This is a genomic window from Nonomuraea sp. NPDC003709, from assembly GCF_040610775.1.
GTDB lineage: Bacteria > Actinomycetota > Actinomycetes > Streptosporangiales > Streptosporangiaceae > Nonomuraea > Nonomuraea angiospora_A.
The window spans coordinates 153,823-170,169 of record NZ_JBEXMW010000007.1 but is presented as its reverse complement, the minus strand read 5'-3'; the positions used below and the strand labels follow the sequence as shown (position 1 = coordinate 170,169).

Sequence of the window (16,347 nt, the reverse complement as noted above, 5' to 3'; positions counted from 1 at the left end):
ACATGGTGCAGGGAGGTGACAGGCGGGGGGTGGCCTTCGCCGTCGTCGTCGTGGTCATCGCCGCGGTCGGCATCTACCTGACCATGTGGCCCGACCCGGAGGAGCAGGCCGTGCCCAGTCAGGAGCCGGCGAGGGTCGTCAGCGCGCCGGCTCCGTCGAGCACGCCGCTGGCGACCGCGAGCGCCGCCCCGTTCGACATCTACTCGTTCCTGCCGATGAGGAAGGAGCAGCTGGCCGCGACGGCGGACCTGGCCGAGCGGTTCACCGCCGACTACGGCACCTTCAGGTACGACGAGGACCCGGCGGCGTACGCGACCCGCGTGAAGGCGTACACGACGGCCGAGCTCGGCAACGAGCTGACCAGGACCATGACCTCGGCGGGCACCGTCGAGCAGAACCGCAACGACCAGATCGTCTCCAAGGCCACGGCCAGGCTGAAGGAGATCAGGCAGATCGAGAAGAACTCCATCATCTTCGTGGTCGCCTCGGCGAGGCAGGTCACCGCCAAGAGCGGTAACCAGACGGCTCAGGAGGAGTACGCGGTCACGGTGACCCAGTCGGGAGCAGACTGGCGGATCTTCGACATCCGGCCTGCCACGGAGGGCCAGGAGGGGGACACCTCGGGGTGAAGCTCTCACGTACCCGGCTGGCGCTGATCATCGGCGCCGCCGGCGTGCTGCTCCTGGTGGCGGTCGTCGTGTCGCCGATGCTGCTGATCTCGATGCCGTCGTTCCTCAGCGACGGCGGCACCTCGCCCGACTGCAACGACAACACGCAGGTGGAGGAGGTGTCCGACTCGGCGACGTCGGACATCCCTTCCGAATACCTGGAGTTCTACAAGCAGTACGGCAAGAAGATCGGCGTCCAGTGGAACATCCTGGCCGCCGTGGGCAAGCGCGAGACCGACCACGGCCGCTCCAACCTGCCGGGCGTCAAGAGCGGCACCAACTACGCGGGCGCGGCCGGGCCGATGCAGTTCCTGATCTCCACGTGGGGCGGCAAGGCCAGGGTCGCGATGTCGTCGAAGTTCACCGGGTACGCCTCCGACGGCGACGGCGACGGGGTGGGCGACATCTACAACCCGGCCGACGCGATCCTCGGCGCCGCGCGGATGCTCAAGCGCAACGGAGCCCCGGAGAACGTACGGCAGGCGCTGTTCGTCTACAACCGGGCCTGGTGGTACGTGGACCAGGTCGAGGCGATCGCCAGGAAGTACGCCAAGTCGGGCGACGTCAAGGTGCCGCCCCAGGCTTCGGAGGAATGCGACGACTCGCTGGTGGAGGCCGCGCCGAGCGACATCGTGGCCAAGATTTTGGAATACGCGCTGGCGCAGCGCGGCAAGCCGTATCTGTGGGGTGGGACGGGGCCCGACGCGTTCGACTGCTCGGGCGTCATCTTCGCGGCGTATCGGGAGGCGGGGCTGATGATCCCGCGTACGACGTTCGGGCAGTGGCCGTTCGGCGTGAAGGTTTTAGACGGTCAGGAACAGCCCGGTGACCTGGTGTTCTTCAACGCCGGTCCGGGCACGTCCGCCGACAACCCCGGCCACGTCGGGCTCGTCGTGTCGAAGGGCAAGATGCTGGAGGCCCGGTGCCGGCTGTGCGGGCCGATCAAGGTCACCAGCTACAAGGCCCGGGACAACCGCCTCGGTTTCACCCGCCCCCTGCAGAACCCCGACGTGCTCGAGCAGTTGAAGAAGCTGCAGAATCCTACCCTGTGAATGATTTCGACACGGTCGTGGTGGCCGCGGTGATCGTCGCGCCGGGCGCTCGGGTGCTGGCGGCCCAGCGCGCCGAGCCTCCGGCGCTCGCGGGTGGCTGGGAGTTCCCTGGCGGGAAGGTGGATCCCGGTGAGAGCGAGACGGCGGCGCTCGTCCGCGAGTGCCGCGAGGAGCTCGGCGTGGAGGTCACGGTGGGTGAGCAGGTGGGCGGGGACTGGGAGCTTTCCGAGGGGTACGTGCTGCGCGTCTGGCTGTGCTCGCTGCCCTCGGGGATCCCGGAGGCTCGGGAGCACCTGGCGCTGCGGTGGCTGGGGCCCGGCGAGTACTACTCGGTCGAGTGGCTCGGGGCGGATCTGCCCGTGATGAAGACTGTGGAGAATCTGCTCCTTTCGCGGGATTAGGCGCCTCTTCTGTGTGACAGAATGACTACCAAGAGTGACATCTGTCGCAACGGGGGAGTTGGGAGTGATGCGGCGTGGCTGGATCATTGCGGGTGCACTGATCCTTGCGGCTGTGCCCTCCGTGCCTTTGGCGGCCTCCCGGGTGTCGCTGGTGCTGGAGCGCGTGAGCACGCCCGGGGTGTGGATCAGGACGGGCGACGTCCAGCGGTTCCGGGTGCGGCTGAACGGGATGGCCGACGGGGTCAAGGTGGCGATCGCGGCCAGCCCGGCGGCGGCGTTGACGCAGGTGTCCTGCGCCTCGGCGGCGCCGGGCACGCCGTTCGCGCCCGCGCCCGCCGCGGAGGCGGGCCTGGGGGCGGCCCGGGGCGGCGTGCGGGCCGCGCGGGCGCTGGCGGCCCAGGCGCTGAGCGTCACGGGCGGCTCGGTGCTGCCGAGCACGGTCCCGCCCGGGACGCGGGTGTGCGAGCTGGGCGACCTCGCCGGTGAGCGGGAAGTGGACGTGACGCTCACCACGCCGTCGGGGGCGAAGCAGGTGGTGCTCGCGGCGGTGGCCGGGATGCGGGCCGACGCGGGCGGCCCGCTGACGACCAAGACCAAGACGGCCGCCACCCGCGTCATGGACGAGGAGGCGGGCTTCAGCGGCCCGGCGGTCCGCGTGAGCCCGGAAGAGCCTCTGCCCGGCGTGCCCGGCGCGGCTCCGGGGAAGAGCCGCGAGTACGCCGAGGCGAAGGAACGACTCCTCGCTCAACTGCAACAGCCCGCCCCGCCCGCACGGGCCTGGGCGAAGGTGCAAGCCGACGCGGAGGCGCCAGAGGTCGCCGGGGCGCAGGCCAGACGCCGGTTGCTGGCCGGGGCCGGCGTGCTGCTCGAGGGGCAGTGGCCCGCCGAAGCGGCCGCGCCGCGGCGTGAGGCGGCCGGAGGGACCGCGCGCCGGCTGAAGGGCGGCGTGCCGCAGGTGCCCCGGCAGCCCCAGATGATGCCGCAGTGGCCTCAGGGCGTGCCGGGCCTTGAGCTGCCCCAGGCTGCGCCGCAGGCGCCCGAGCTGGCTCAGGCCGTGCCGCAACTGCCCCAGGGCCTGCAGCGGCTGCCTCAGGCCGCGCCGCAGTTGCCCCAGGGCCTGCAGCGGCCTCAGGTCGCGCCGCAGCTGCCTCAAGGCCTCCCGCAGGTGCCTCAGGGGCTGCCGCAGGTGCCGCAGTTGCCCCAAGGTCTGCCGCAGGCTCCTCAGGGCCTGCAGCGGATGCCGGAGGCCGTGCCGCAGCCGGTGCCCGGCGCTCCGCCCGCGCTGGTCCTGCCCGGCGCGTCGCCCCCGTTCGGGGGCGCGCCTCTCCTGCCCGGCATGGCGGCGCCGCAAGCCGCTCCAGGAGCGGCCGGGCAGCCCGCGCGCGGCGCCGAAGGCGTGGTCCCGCTGCCGTGGAATGTGGCCGCGGCGCGGAAGCACGCCCGCCCTGTCGCATGGGCGAGCCCGCTGGACGGTCCGAAGGGGCTGCCGGTCGTCGCCGGAGGCATCGGAGCGCTGCTGGGAGCCCTGTGGTTGATTGGCACGGTGCAAAGACGCCGAAAAAGCAAAACGTAGGTTAATTCGGGCTTTACTGTTACTTTGACCCGACTAGTATTCCCTTGACCAAGGTTCCGGGATACGCGGAGGGCACCGGTGGCACGCACGCGAGCGACGGCCGCGTCCGCTGTCGTCCTGGCGCTGGGCCTGGCCGGCGTCGGAGCGACACCGTTCATCGTACAGAGCGCGAGTGCGTCCGTGTCGGCGTACCAGCCGGTCGAGCCCTGTGACATCGGCGAGGTGTGCGACACCTCGCCGGAGACCACCGTCACGGTCACCGAGACGGCGGGCACGCCGGAGCCCGAGGAGCCGGAGACGACGATCACCAAGACCGTCACCTCGACTCCGACGAAGGCGAGCAAGACCCCCAAGCCGACCAAGAGCACGACGCCTCCGGCGACCACCAGCGCACCGCCGCCGCAGAACCAGAACCCCCAGCCGCTGCCCACCCAGACGGTCGAGACGCCCCCGACCTCCGCGCAGAGCACCCCCGAACAGTCCATCGACATTCCGGAGGTCGCGTCCTCGGAGCCGGTCACGGCGCCGTCGGTGCAGCCGAGCGACACGCAGCCCGCCTCCGCCGAGGAGGTGCCGCTGGAGTTGAAGAACGCGGCGCCGGAGTTCGACCAGAAGTCGCTGACGCAGAAGCTCAGCATCCCCGCGCTGGTGCTGGTCCTGCTCGCGCTCTTCGCAGTCCTGATCTTCGAGGGACGCCTCCGCCGGATGGCCCACGCGGCCGCCGTGCGCAAGGCCGGGCCGCCGATGGGCCGGCCGGACATGCCTCCGCCTCCTCCGGGCGGCGGCTACCCCGCGGGGCCCGGTTACTACGCGACGGCGGGCTTCCCCGCGCCCGGCTACCCGGGCGGCACGGCGTACGCGCCGATCATCAGCTTCGTCCCCGTGCAGACGTATCCGAGCGGCCCGGTCCCCGGCTACGAGGAGCAGCAATACCCGCCCCAGGGCTACGCGCAGGAGCCCCCGCCGCCGCCGGTGGCGGAGCCCATGGTGCTGCACCCGGACGAGTTCGACTCCTTCAACCACGAGCCGCCCAAGCCCAAGGAGTTCCGCGACCCGTTCGAACCGCTGGTCCCGGCGGACCCGCCGCCGGCGGACATCCCGCCGGGCGGCGGCGACCCGTACGAGGTCCCCGGCCAGGAGCGCCCGCTCGGCGCGGTCTCGGCGTCGGAGTCCGGCGACTCGGAGCCGTGGCAGGGCGGCCAGTCCCTGTTCGACCCGCCGGACCGGACCCAGGAGCAGCAGGCGTACGACCCGCCGCCCTACCTGGCGCCCGACGCGGAGGCGACCGCCGTCCAGCCGCTGCCGCCGGAGCCCGGGCAGCCGGAGCAGACCAAGGAGATGCCGGACCCCAAGCGCAGGCGCTGGGGCCGCAAGAAGTAGCCGGGAAACGAAATGAGGGGGGCTGGAGATCCAGCCCCCCTCATTCGTACGTGCCTACTTGGCGCGCTTGAAGATCTTGTTGCCGAGCCACACCAGCGGGTCGTACTTGCGGTCCGCCACGCGCTCCTTCATCGGGATCAGCGCGTTGTCGGTGATCTTGATGTGTTCGGGGCAGACCTCGGTGCAGCACTTGGTGATGTTGCAGTAGCCGAGCCCGTGCTGGTCCTGCGCCGCCTCCTGGCGGTCGGCCACGTCGTACGGGTGCATGTCCAGCTCGGCGATCCGCATGAGGAACCGGGGACCGGAGAAGTCGGCCTTGTTCTCCTCGTGGTCGCGGATGACGTGGCAGACGTTGTTGCACATGAAGCACTCGATGCACTTGCGGAACTCCTGGGACCGCTCGACATCGACCTGCTGCATCCGGTACTCGCCGGGCCGGACGCCGGCCGGCGGCGTGAAGGACGGGATCTCCCGCGCCTTCTGGTAGTTGAACGACACGTCCGTCACCAGGTCCTTGATGACCGGGAACGTCCGCATCGGCGTGACCGTGATGGTCTCGTCCTCCTCGAAGGTGGACATCCGGGTCATGCAGCCCAGCCGCGGCTTGCCGTTGATCTCCATGCTGCAGGAGCCGCACTTGCCGGCCTTGCAGTTCCAGCGCACCGCCAGGTCGGGCGCCTGCGTGGCCTGCAGCCGGTGGATGATGTCGAGGACGACCTCGCCCTCGTTCACCTCGACGGTGAAGTCCTCGAGCTGGCCCTCACCGCCCTCACCCCGCCAGACCTTGAACTTCGCCTTGTAGCTCATTTCGAAATCCCGTCGAACTCGGTCATCTCTTCGTCGGTGAGGTACTTCTTCAGCTCGTCCCGGTCGAACAGGGTGATCAGGTCGTCGCGCATGCTCGACTGGAGCTTCTCCTCGACCTTGACCGTGGAGCCGTCCTCGGTGGAGCAGACGAGCAGCTTGCGGCGCCATTCCGGGTTCATCCCGGGGAAGTCGTCGCGGGTGTGCCCGCCGCGGCTCTCCTCGCGCAGCAGCGCGGCGCGCGCCACGCACTGCGAGACCAGCACCATGTTGCGCAGGTCGATCGCGAGGTGCCAGCCGGGGTTGTAGATGCGGGACCCGGCCGCGCCGACCACCTGGGCGCGCTCCTTGAGCTTCTCCACGACCTGGAGCGCCTCGGCGACCTCCTCGGCCTTGCGGATGATGCCGACCAGGTCGTTCATCGTCCTCTGGAGCTCGTGGTGGACCTCGTACGGGTTCTCGCCGTCGCGCCCCAGCGGCTCCAGCGCCTCCTGGCGGGCCTCTTCCACGAGCTCGGGCAGGACCCGGGGACGCGCCTCCAGCGAGTCGATGTACGCCGCCGCGCCCGCGCCCGCCCGGCGCCCGAACACCAGCAGGTCGGACAGCGAGTTGCCGCCCAGCCGGTTGGAGCCGTGCATGCCGCCGGACACCTCGCCCGCGGCGAAGAGCCCGGGCACGGCCGCCGCGCCGGTGTCGGCGTCCACCTCGACGCCGCCCATGATGTAGTGGCAGGTCGGGCCCACCTGCATGGGCTCGGCGGTGATGTCGACGTCGGCCAGCTCCTTGAACTGGTGGTGCATCGACGGCAGCCGCTTCTTGATCTCCTCGGCGGGCAGCCGGGTCGAGACGTCGAGGAAGACGCCGCCCTGGGGTGAGCCGCGGCCGGCCTTCACCTCGGCGTTGATCGCGCGGGCCACCTCGTCACGCGGCAGGAGCTCCGGCGGGCGCCGGTTGTTGGCCTGGTCGGTGTACCAGCGGTCGCCCTCCTCCTCCGTGGTCGCGTACTTGTCCTTGAAGACGTCCGGGATGTAGTCGAACATGAAGCGCTTGCCCTCGGAGTTGCGCAGCACGCCGCCGTCACCGCGGACGGACTCGGTGACGAGGATGCCGCGCACGGAGGGCGGCCAGACCATCCCGGTGGGGTGGAACTGGATGAACTCCATGTTGATCAGGTTCGCGCCGGCGAGCAGGGCCAGGGCGTGGCCGTCGCCGGTGTACTCCCAGGAGTTGGACGTGACGACGTACGACTTGCCGATGCCGCCGGTGGCCAGGACCACGGTGGGCGCATCGAAAAGCACGAAGTTTCCGGTCTCGCGCCAGTAGCCGAACGCGCCCGAGATCCGCTCCTCGTCCTTGAGCAGCCGTGTGATCGTGCACTCGGCGAAGACCTTGATGTAGGCCTCGTAGTCGCCGTGCTTCTCGTAGTCCTCCTGCTGGAGGGCGACGACGCGCTGCTGCAGCGTGCGGATCAGCTCCAGGCCGGTACGGTCGCCCACGTGTGCGAGCCGCGGGTACTCGTGCCCGCCGAAGTTCCGCTGGCTGATCTTGCCGTCCTTGGTGCGGTCGAACAGCGCGCCCCAGGCCTCCAGCTCCCAGACGCGGTCGGGCGCCTCCTTGGCGTGCAGCTCGGCCATCCGCCAGTTGTTGAGGAACTTGCCGCCGCGCATGGTGTCGCGGAAGTGCACCTGCCAGTTGTCGGCCGGGTTGACGTTGCCCATCGCGGCGGCCGCGCCGCCCTCGGCCATGACGGTGTGCGCCTTGCCGAACAGCGACTTGCACACGATCGCCGTCTTCTTGCCCTGCTGGCGGGCCTCGATCGCGGCCCGCAGGCCGGCGCCGCCCGCGCCGATGACGACGACGTCGTATTCGTGACGCTCTGTGTTAAGCGAGTTATCCACTGAAGCTGGTCCTTACGCGTACGGGAAGGCGATGATGCCCTTGGCCACCAGGCGGACGTACAGGTCGGCGCCCATGACGGAGAACATCGAGGCCCACGCGAGGGGTTGGTGCTTGGCGTTGAGCTTGGACACGAACGTCCAGGCCCGGTAGCGCAGCGGGTGGCGAGAGAAGTGGTTGAGCCTGCCCGCGGTGATGTGCCTGCAGGAGTGGCACGACAGCGTGTAGGCGTTGATCAGGACGGCGTTGACGACCAGGATCCAGGTGCCCAGGCCGATCGGCTTGTGGACGAGCGCCAGGACGGCGTCGTAGGCCAGGATGAGGCCGATCACGATGGCCGCGTAGAAGAAGTAGCGGTGCACGTTCTGCAGGATCAGCGGGAAGCGCCGCTCGCCGGTGTACTTGCCGTGCGGCTCCTGGACGGCGCACGCCGGAGGCGAGAGCCAGAAGGAGCGATAGTAGGACTTGCGGTAGTAGTAGCAGGTAAGCCGGAAACCGCCCGGCAGGCCGAGAATGAGCAGCCCCGGCGGCAGTGCGTACCAGTCGCCGAACGGCGCCAGGCCGAACAGCCGGGCCCCCTCGGGACACGACGTCGCCAGACAGGGCGACGAGAACGGCGCTATGTAGGGATCGACGAAATAGCTGTTGTCGATGATCGCCCACACGCCGTAGACAAGGAATGAGCTGAGCCCGAGGAACGTCAGCAGCGGAACAAGCCACCATCTGTCGGTACGCAGGGTGCGCACCTTGACTTGCGCTCGCTGCCTTCTGACCGGAGCGTCGGGCGTAGTCTGGGTCATCGCGGACCTCTCCACCTCCCGCGGACCCGTGTCGCGCAGGGGGTCCGTGGTTTTCGTATTCGCTGGGCGCGCGGCGGCGAGCGACGGCTCAGGCGCGCGTTGGTGGGGGATACGTTACGACGACAGCATGCGAATTTGTGAGCGGGGTCACTCACAATTTCGATGCTTAGCTGTGATTCCTGTCACGTACGCCCGTCAGGGGCGCTGCCCTTGGGCGGGCAACTTAACCACAGTCACGAAAAAATCGTCTATCTGCCGGACAACCCGGATAAATTGCTCAAAATCCACCGGTTTGGACACATACGCGTTGGCATGCAACCGGTAACTGTGCAGGATGTCCTCCTCCGCCTCAGAGGTCGTCAGGATCACCACCGGGATCGTCCGCAACCCGGCGTCGGCCTTGACCTCGGCCAGCACCTCCATGCCGCTCATCCTCGGCAGGTTGAGGTCGAGCAGGATGAGATCGGGCCGCGGCGCGTCGGTGTATCCGTCCTCGTTACGCAGGTACGCCATCGCCTGCTCACCGTCGTTGACCACGTTGAGCCGGTTTCGCACCTTGTTGAAGTCGAAGGCCTCCTTGGTGAGCAGGATGTCACCCTGGTCGTCCTCCACCAGAAGCACCTCGATGGGGCGCCCCTCATTCATCGTCGTCTCCCGCGGCCGGCAGTGTCCAGCGGAACGTCGTGCCCTGGCCCTCGGCATCGCCGTCGAGCCAGAGCTGTCCGCCGTGGTACTCGACGATCTTGCGGCAAAGTGCCAGCCCGATGCCAGTACCCGGATAGACGTCGCGGGGGTGGAGTCGCTGGAAGATCAGGAAGATGCGGTCGGCGTACTTGGGCTCGACCCCGATGCCGTTGTCGGAACAGCTGAACTCCCACATGTCGCCGGACCTGGTGGCCCCGATGTGGATGCGCGGGGACGCCTCGGAGCGGAACTTGATCGCGTTCTCGACCAGGTTCTGGAACAGCTGCGTGAGCTGCACCCGGCTGCCCCTGACCGCGGGCAGCTCGTCCCTGGTGACCGTGGCCTCGGTGTCCTCGATCGTGGCCGACAGGTTATCCAGCGCCGTGTCGAGCGCCTTCCCCGCGTCGACCGTGGTCCGCCCGCCGGTCACCCGGCCGACCCTGGAGAAGTCGAGCAGGTCGTTGATCAGCAGCTGCATGCGCTTGGCGCCGTCGACGGCGTAGTGGATGTACTGCTTGGCCCGATCGTCGAGCTGGGAGCCGTAGCGCTGCTCCAGCATCTGCGTGAAGCTGGCGACCTTGCGGAGCGGCTCCTGGAGGTCGTGGCTGGCCACGTACGCGAACTGCTCCAGCTCCCCGTTGGACCTGCGCAGCTCCTCGGCCTGGTCGTCGGCCGTCCGCCAGGCCGACACGATGCGGCCGCGCATGGAGTCGACGTGGCTGGACAGCTCGGCCAGCTCCGCCGGCCTGTCGACGTGCAGGACGTGGTCGAAGTCGCCGGCCGCCACGATGCGGACCTGCTGGGTCAGCTGGTCGATGGGCTTCAGCACGACGTACCGGATGACGAAGGCCAGCGCGATGCCGAACGCGAGCATCACCGCGAAGAGCACGATCAGCGCCAGATTGAGCTGGTCGAGCTGCTGCTCGACGGCGGGCACCTGGGCCAGCGCGCGAGCCCGCGCGCTGAACATCATCGCGACCACGATCCCGGCCAGGAGCACGACGCCGGCCACCAGCCCCATGACCAGGAACCAGCGGGCCACGGGCAGCCTGCCCAGCCCGGTCGGCTCCTTGGGGGGAGGCAGCGGGTTGATGCTCATGGTCTCCTCCTCCGGACCAGGACCACGGCGAGGTCGTCGCTCAGCGTGCCCACGTGCTTGATGAGCCGGTCGAGGTCGATGGCGCCGTGCTCGCGTACGAGATCGAGCAGGCCCTCCACGCCGAGCAGCTCCTGGCCCTCGCCCACCACGGCCTCGATCAGGCCGTCGGTGTAGAGCATCATGGACCACTCGTCGCCCAGCGGCACGTCGATCATCGACCACGCCGCGTCCGAGAAGATCCCGAGCGGCGGCCCGGAGGGCGTGCCGTCGACCACCTGGACGGCGCCGTCGCGCACCAGCACCGGCGGCGGGTGCCCGACCACGCGCATCCTGGCGTGCCGCAGGTCGGGGCTGATCGTGGCCATGCACAGCGTGGTGAAGATCTCGGGGGTCTTGCGCTCGGCCCGCAGCACGGCGTCCATCGTGCGCAGCAGCGTGTCGTCCGTCTGACCGGCGAGGACCAGCGTGCGCCAGGCGACGCGCAGCGCCACGCCGAGCGCCGCCTCATCGGGGCCGTGCCCGCACACGTCGCCGACCACGATGTGCACCGAGCCGTCCGGCGTCTGCACGGTGTCGAAGAAGTCGCCGGCCAGCGTGCCGCCGCTGCCCGGCAGGTAGCGGGTGACGTGCTCGATCGCGTCGGTACGCAGCAGAGGGCCGGGGAGCAGCGCGCCCTGCAGCCTGGCGTTCTCCTTGGCCGTCAGCTCCGCCTGCACGAGGTCGAGATGGGCCAGGTCGGCCCGCTTGCGCTCCATCGAGTACCGGATCGCCCGAGCCAGCAGCCGCTCGTCGATGTCGCCCTTGACCAGGTAGTCCTGCGCGCCGGCCTGGACGGCGGCCACGCCCACATGCGAGTCCCTGAGCCCGGTGAGCACCAGCACGGCGGTGTGCGGCGCCAGCGCGAGCACCGCTTCCAGGGCCTCCAGGCCGCTCGCGTCGGGCAGCGAGAGATCGACCAGCACGCACTGGATCTGGGACGTCAGCTTGGCCCTGGCCTCCTTCAGGCTGCGCGCCCAGAAGATCTTCGGCGGCGCGGGGGCCTGCTTGAGCAGCTCCTCGACGAGGAAGGCGTCGCCGTCGTCGTCCTCGATCAGGAGGAGCGTCAGCGTCTCCGAGAGATGTGCCGTCAAAACGCCTCACCGGTGAGTCGGGCTGTCCAGGTCATTCTGCGATGAGATCCACCCCTTGCGGAAGCGTTCCCTCGTGACCGGCCTCCACGACGAACGACAGCAGGGTCTCCCTGAACGCCTGGGCGGCCCTGGTCGGCTCGACGTCCTTGCGCTGGGCCAGCGCGATCGTACGGCTGAGCCCCGGCGGCGCGAGCGGCGTGCCGGACAGCCCGGGGCGCCCGTCGAGCACCATCGAGGGCACCACGGCCACGCCCAGCCCCGCCTCCACGAACCGCAGCACGGCGTCCATCTCGCCGCCCTGCACCGCGAACCTGGGCTCGAACCCGGCCTGCCGGCAGGCCGCCAGCGTGGCCTCCCGCAGGTCGTAGCCGCGCCTGAACATCACCATCTGGCGCCCGCGCAGGGCCTCGATCTCCATGTACGGGCCCTTCGGCCGCTCGTGGGAGGGCGCGGCCACCACCAGGTTCTCCCGCAGGATCTCCTCGGTCACCAGCGAGGGGTCGTCGCTCTGCAGCGGCATGATGATCAGTGACAGGTCGAGCTGCCCCCGCGCGAGCGCCCTGACGAGGTCACGCGAGCCGCCCTCCTCCACCAGCAGCTCGATCCCCGGGTACGCGCGGTGGAAGCGGGCCAGCGCGTCGGCCATCAGCCCAGCGCAGAGCGACGGCGTGGCGCCGAGCCGCACCCGGCCCCGGCGGAGCCCCGCGAGCTGGGCCACCTCCTGCCTGGCGGTGTCGGCGTCGGCGAGGATCCTGCGGGCGAGCGGCAGCAGCGCCTCACCGGCCGGCGTCAGCGTGACGTTGCCCCGGGCCCGGGAGAACAGCGGGGCGCCCAGATCGGCCTCCAGAGCCTTGATCTGCTTGCTGAGCGACGGCTGCGCGACCCTCATGCGCTCGGCCGCCTGGGTGAAGTGCCTGGCCTCCGCGACCGCCACGAAGTACGCGAGCTGCTGCAACTGCATGTGATTTTCCTCGCACCGAGCGGCGTCGTTTCCGTGGGGCGACCGTACAAACCAGACATCATAGCCGGTGGCTATCGAAACCAGGCCCGTGATGACTTGGACGGATGATTGCTGGATACCTAGCGTTTGAAGGCGTGACTGCCACGATAGAGCGCGGCGCAGCCACCGCGCCTGTTACCGCTCCCAAGAACGCTCCAACGAGCAGGAGGCCCGGCGGGTTCCTGCGCTCGTCGAACGGCAAGAAAGCCGTCATGGCCGTCACCGGGGCCGTGATGGTGCTCTTCCTCGTCCTCCACATGCTCGGCAACCTCAAGATCTTCCTGGGCAAGGACTCGTTCAACGAGTACGCCCACGCGCTGCGTACGCTCCTGGAGCCGATCGCGCCCTATCGGACGGTGCTGACCATCCTCGAGGTCGGCCTCGTCGTGTCGGTCGTCCTGCACATGTGGGCCGCGATCTCGCTGGCCCGCCGCGCCCGCCAGGCCAGGCCGGTCAAGTACGTCGCCAAGAAGTCGCAGGCGAACGGCTACGCGACGCACATCATGCGGTTCGGCGGCCTCACGATCCTGCTCTTCCTCGTCTGGCACCTGCTGGACCTGACCTTCGGCGTCGTGAACCCCAAGGGCTTCGACTCCGCGCCCGCCGACCGGATGATCGCCGGCTTCGACGCGTCCCGGTGGTGGGTGACCCTGATCTACGTGGTCGCCGTCGTCATGGTCGGCCTGCACCTGCGGCACGGCATCTGGAGCGCCTTCCAGACCCTCGGCTGGGCCAACCGCACGCGGAACAAGGCCCTCCGGCCGGTCGCCGGGCTGGTGTCCGCCGTGCTGGTCATCGGGTTCCTGGCGCCGCCGCTCGCGATCACCTTCGGAGTTGTGAAGTAATGAAGTTCACGGAAGGCCCGGAGATCCGGGACACCAAGGCTCCGGCCGGGCCCATCGAGGAGCGGTGGGAGAAGCGGAAGTTCGGCGCGAAGCTGGTCAACCCCGCCAACAAGCGCAAGCTCAACGTGATCGTGGTCGGCACCGGCCTGGCGGGCGGCTCGGCCGCGGCGACGCTGGGTGAGCTGGGCTACAACGTCACGTCGTTCTGCTACCAGGACACGCCGCGCCGCGCGCACTCCATCGCGGCGCAGGGCGGGATCAACGCCGCCAAGAACTACCGCGGCGACGGCGACAGCATCTACCGGCTCTTCTACGACACGGTCAAGGGCGGCGACTTCCGCGCCCGCGAGTCGAACGTCTACCGCCTGGCCCAGGTCTCGGTGAACATCATCGACCAGGCCGTGGCCCAGGGCGTCCCCTTCGCCCGCGAGTACGGCGGCCTCCTCGACACCCGCTCCTTCGGCGGCGCCCAGGTCTCCCGTACGTTCTACGCCCGCGGCCAGACGGGCCAGCAGCTCCTGCTGGGCGCGTACCAGGCGCTGGAGCGGCAGATCGCGGCCGGGACCGTGACCATGCACACCCGGCACGAGATGCTCGACGTGATCGTCGCCGACGGGCGGGCGCGCGGCGTCATCGTGCGCGACATGGTGACCGGCGAGATCGAGCGACACCTCGCCGACGCCGTGGTGCTGGCCACGGGCGGCTACGGGAACGTGTTCTTCCTGTCCACGAACGCCAAGGGCTGCAACACGACGGCGATCTGGCGGGCGCACGAGCGCGGCGCGTACTTCGCCAACCCCTGCTACACGCAGATCCACCCGACCTGCATCCCCGTCTCCGGCGAGTACCAGTCGAAGCTGACGCTGATGTCGGAGTCGCTGCGCAACGACGGCCGCGTCTGGGTGCCGCTGCGCAAGAACGACACCCGCGCCCCCGGGGACATCCCGGACGAGGAGCGCGACTACTACCTGGAGCGGATCTACCCCGCCTTCGGCAACCTGGTCCCGCGTGACATCGCCTCCCGCGCCGCCAAGAACGTCTGCGACGAGGGCCGCGGCGTCGGCCCCGGCGGCCTGGGCGTCTACCTGGACTTCCGCGACGCCATCGGGCGTCTCGGGCGCGACGCCGTGGAGAAGAAGTACGGCAACCTCTTCGAGATGTACGAGCGCATCACCGGCGAGAACCCGTACGACGTGCCGATGCGCATCTACCCGGCCGTCCACTACACGATGGGCGGGCTGTGGGTGGACTACGACCTGCAGTCCACGATCCCGGGCCTGTTCGTCGTCGGCGAGGCCAACTTCTCCGACCACGGCGCGAACCGCCTCGGCGCCTCGGCGCTGATGCAGGGCCTGGCCGACGGCTACTTCGTCCTGCCGACCACCCTCGGCGACTACCTGGCCGCCGGTCCGTTCGGCGACGTGGACGAGGAGGCCGTGGCGGAGGCCGAGATCAAGGTCCGGAACAAGATCGACCGGCTCCTGGCCGTGAACGGCACCCGTACCCCCGACTCCTTCCACCGCGAGCTGGGCAAGCTCATGTGGGACTACTGCGGCATGGAGCGCACCGAGGAGTCGCTGCGCAAGGCGCTGGAGCGCATCCCCGAACTGCGCGCGGAGTTCTGGCAGAACGTCAAGGTCAGCGGCACGGCGGAGGAGCTGAACCAGGTCCTGGAGAAGGCCGGCCGCGTCGCCGACTTCTTCGACCTGGCCGAGCTCATGTGCCTGGACGCCCTGGTCCGCACGGAGTCCTGCGGCGGCCACTTCCGCGCCGAGTCCCAGGACGCCGACGGCGAGGCGCTGCGCGACGACGAGCACTTCGCGCACGTGTCGGCCTGGGAGTCCACGCCCGACGGGCCGGTGCTGCACAAGGAAGCGCTCGAGTACGAGTACGTCAAGATGAGCCAGCGGAGCTACAAGTGAATCTGACCCTCAAGGTTTGGCGCCAGAGCGGCCCTACCGATGCCGGCCGGATGGTGACCTACCGAGTCGAGGACGTCTCCCCGGACATGTCCTTCCTGGAGATGCTGGACGTCCTCAACGAGCGTCTCATCCTGGAGGGCGACGACCCGATCGCCTTCGACCACGACTGTCGCGAGGGCATCTGCGGCATGTGCGGCATGGTCATCAACGGCGTCGCGCACGGCGAACAGCGCGCGACGACGACGTGCCAGCTGCACATGCGCCACTTCGAGGACGACGCCACGATCACCATCGAGCCGTGGCGCGCCGCCCCCTTCCCCGTCGTCAAGGACCTGGTCGTGGACCGCAGCGCCTTCGACCGGATCATCCAGGCGGGCGGCTTCGTCTCGGTCCCGGCCGGCTCGGCCCCGGACGCCCACAGCATCCCCGTACGCAAGGAGGACGCGGACTCGGCCTTCGACGCGGCGACCTGCATCGGGTGCGGCGCGTGCGTGGCGGCCTGCCCGAACGGCTCCGCCTCCCTGTTCACCGCCGCCAAGATCACCCACCTGAGCCTGCTGCCCCAGGGCCAGCCGGAGCGCCTGTCCCGCGCCAAGGCCATGGTGGACCAGATGGACGCGGAGGGGTTCGGCGGCTGCACGAACACGGGCGAGTGCACGGCGGTGTGCCCCAAGGGCATCCCGCTGGACACCATCGCCCGCATGAACACCGACTACCTCAAGGCCAACGCCAAGTAGTAGGTTGCGCGGCTCCACCCAGTGGGCCGCCTGATGCCCGCCCCGAGCAAAAGGGCTTCCCCAAGGGGGCGCTTCGCGCTCGGGGCTCAGGCTGTTTCCATAGAGGCGCCTATCGGCGCACCCCACGCCTTCGGCGGCTGGTCAGGCCCGCCCGTTGCCCGGTTACCGGCTGGGCCTGCTGGAGCCCGCCCCGGACCAAGGTCCTCGCCCCGCAGGGGCATACCTTGCAGCGATTCGACAACGCATTGGCCTGGTCTTCGGCTGTACGCGCGGTAGCCGTACGGATATAAGCACTGAGACCGCTGATCTTCGTGGGTGGCAATCAGGAAATTCAAACCAGCCCATTCGCAGATGTC

Annotated in this window: 15 protein-coding genes; 8 read left to right on the top strand and 7 right to left on the bottom strand. The window is 69.5% G+C overall.

Annotated features, from left to right (window positions below; all coding sequences use genetic code 11):
• The first annotated feature begins 2 nt into the window (after positions 1 to 2).
• The 5 genes from ABZX61_RS22615 (at position 3) to ABZX61_RS22595 (ending at position 5,074) form a co-directional block, all read left to right on the top strand.
• A complete protein-coding gene (locus tag ABZX61_RS22615; RefSeq protein ID WP_355197290.1) occupies positions 3 to 629 on the top strand; it encodes a hypothetical protein in 627 nt (208 codons plus the stop codon).
• A complete protein-coding gene (locus tag ABZX61_RS22610) occupies positions 626 to 1,720 on the top strand; it encodes an NlpC/P60 family protein (RefSeq protein ID WP_355197288.1) in 1,095 nt (364 codons plus the stop codon). Before ABZX61_RS22615 ends, ABZX61_RS22610 begins: the two co-directional genes overlap by 4 nt.
• A complete protein-coding gene (locus ABZX61_RS22605) occupies positions 1,717 to 2,121 on the top strand; it encodes a (deoxy)nucleoside triphosphate pyrophosphohydrolase (RefSeq protein ID WP_355197286.1) in 405 nt (134 codons plus the stop codon). The genes ABZX61_RS22610 and ABZX61_RS22605 overlap by 4 nt, the downstream gene beginning before the upstream one ends.
• A gap of 112 nt (positions 2,122 to 2,233) precedes the next feature.
• Positions 2,234 to 3,694, top strand: coding sequence for a hypothetical protein (locus tag ABZX61_RS22600; protein ID WP_355197284.1), 1,461 nt, complete (start codon positions 2,234 to 2,236; stop codon positions 3,692 to 3,694).
• A 78-nt stretch (positions 3,695 to 3,772) separates the two neighbouring features.
• Positions 3,773 to 5,074, top strand: a complete 1,302-nt coding sequence (locus ABZX61_RS22595; RefSeq protein WP_355197283.1) for a hypothetical protein — start codon at positions 3,773 to 3,775, stop codon at positions 5,072 to 5,074.
• Between the two features lie 54 nt (positions 5,075 to 5,128).
• On the opposite strand, the gene ABZX61_RS22590 is transcribed toward ABZX61_RS22595, so the two are convergent.
• From ABZX61_RS22590 to ABZX61_RS22560, 7 genes are all read right to left on the bottom strand, one after another.
• Positions 5,129 to 5,881 carry a succinate dehydrogenase/fumarate reductase iron-sulfur subunit gene (locus ABZX61_RS22590; RefSeq protein ID WP_355197281.1) on the bottom strand — a complete coding sequence of 251 codons (753 nt, stop codon included), beginning with the start codon at positions 5,879 to 5,881 and terminating at the stop codon, positions 5,129 to 5,131.
• Positions 5,878 to 7,776 carry a fumarate reductase/succinate dehydrogenase flavoprotein subunit gene (locus ABZX61_RS22585; protein ID WP_350725600.1) on the bottom strand — a complete coding sequence of 633 codons (1,899 nt, stop codon included), beginning with the start codon at positions 7,774 to 7,776 and terminating at the stop codon, positions 5,878 to 5,880. The genes ABZX61_RS22590 and ABZX61_RS22585 overlap by 4 nt, the downstream gene beginning before the upstream one ends.
• 12 nt (positions 7,777 to 7,788) lie before the next feature.
• A complete protein-coding gene (locus ABZX61_RS22580; RefSeq protein ID WP_350725598.1) occupies positions 7,789 to 8,574 on the bottom strand; it encodes a hypothetical protein in 786 nt (261 codons plus the stop codon).
• Between the two features lie 195 nt (positions 8,575 to 8,769).
• Complete coding sequence (locus tag ABZX61_RS22575) at positions 8,770 to 9,219, bottom strand: response regulator (RefSeq protein WP_350725597.1); 450 nt, start codon at positions 9,217 to 9,219, stop codon at positions 8,770 to 8,772.
• Positions 9,212 to 10,357: an ATP-binding protein gene (locus ABZX61_RS22570; RefSeq protein WP_355197278.1), complete on the bottom strand. Its 1,146-nt coding sequence runs from the start codon at positions 10,355 to 10,357 to the stop codon at positions 9,212 to 9,214. The genes ABZX61_RS22575 and ABZX61_RS22570 overlap by 8 nt, the downstream gene beginning before the upstream one ends.
• Complete coding sequence (locus ABZX61_RS22565; protein WP_355197277.1) at positions 10,354 to 11,487, bottom strand: fused response regulator/phosphatase; 1,134 nt, start codon at positions 11,485 to 11,487, stop codon at positions 10,354 to 10,356. Before ABZX61_RS22565 ends, ABZX61_RS22570 begins: the two co-directional genes overlap by 4 nt.
• A 31-nt stretch (positions 11,488 to 11,518) precedes the next feature.
• Entirely contained in the window at positions 11,519 to 12,448 is a 930-nt protein-coding gene (locus tag ABZX61_RS22560) for a LysR substrate-binding domain-containing protein (RefSeq protein WP_185068521.1), read from the bottom strand.
• Positions 12,449 to 12,582: 134 nt separating this feature from the next.
• Between ABZX61_RS22560 and ABZX61_RS22555 the strand changes: the two genes are divergently transcribed.
• From ABZX61_RS22555 to ABZX61_RS22545, 3 genes are read left to right on the top strand one after another with little or no spacing between them, the layout of a single operon-like run.
• On the top strand, positions 12,583 to 13,332 hold the full coding sequence (locus tag ABZX61_RS22555; protein ID WP_350725590.1) for a succinate dehydrogenase cytochrome b subunit: 750 nt from the start codon (positions 12,583 to 12,585) through the stop codon (positions 13,330 to 13,332).
• Positions 13,332 to 15,254: a fumarate reductase/succinate dehydrogenase flavoprotein subunit gene (locus ABZX61_RS22550; protein WP_355197274.1), complete on the top strand. Its 1,923-nt coding sequence runs from the start codon at positions 13,332 to 13,334 to the stop codon at positions 15,252 to 15,254. The genes ABZX61_RS22555 and ABZX61_RS22550 overlap by 1 nt, the downstream gene beginning before the upstream one ends.
• Positions 15,251 to 15,991 (top strand): succinate dehydrogenase/fumarate reductase iron-sulfur subunit, encoded by a 741-nt coding sequence (locus tag ABZX61_RS22545; protein WP_350725586.1) that lies wholly within the window; start codon positions 15,251 to 15,253, stop codon positions 15,989 to 15,991. The genes ABZX61_RS22550 and ABZX61_RS22545 overlap by 4 nt, the downstream gene beginning before the upstream one ends.
• The last annotated feature ends 356 nt before the right edge of the window (positions 15,992 to 16,347 follow it).

Bases quoted from the DNA above. Each gene is read 5' to 3' on its own strand.
- ABZX61_RS22590 (WP_355197281.1), bottom strand. From the start codon at position 5,881: ATGAGCTACAAGGCGAAGTTCAAGGTCTGGCGGGGTGAGGGCGGTGAG.
- ABZX61_RS22615 (WP_355197290.1), top strand. From the start codon at position 3: ATGGTGCAGGGAGGTGACAGGCGGGGGGTGGCCTTCGCCGTCGTCGTC.
- ABZX61_RS22580 (WP_350725598.1), bottom strand. From the start codon at position 8,574: ATGACCCAGACTACGCCCGACGCTCCGGTCAGAAGGCAGCGAGCGCAA.
- ABZX61_RS22560 (WP_185068521.1), bottom strand. From the start codon at position 12,448: ATGCAGTTGCAGCAGCTCGCGTACTTCGTGGCGGTCGCGGAGGCCAGG.
- ABZX61_RS22575 (WP_350725597.1), bottom strand. From the start codon at position 9,219: ATGAATGAGGGGCGCCCCATCGAGGTGCTTCTGGTGGAGGACGACCAG.
- ABZX61_RS22550 (WP_355197274.1), top strand. From the start codon at position 13,332: ATGAAGTTCACGGAAGGCCCGGAGATCCGGGACACCAAGGCTCCGGCC.
- ABZX61_RS22570 (WP_355197278.1), bottom strand. From the start codon at position 10,357: ATGAGCATCAACCCGCTGCCTCCCCCCAAGGAGCCGACCGGGCTGGGC.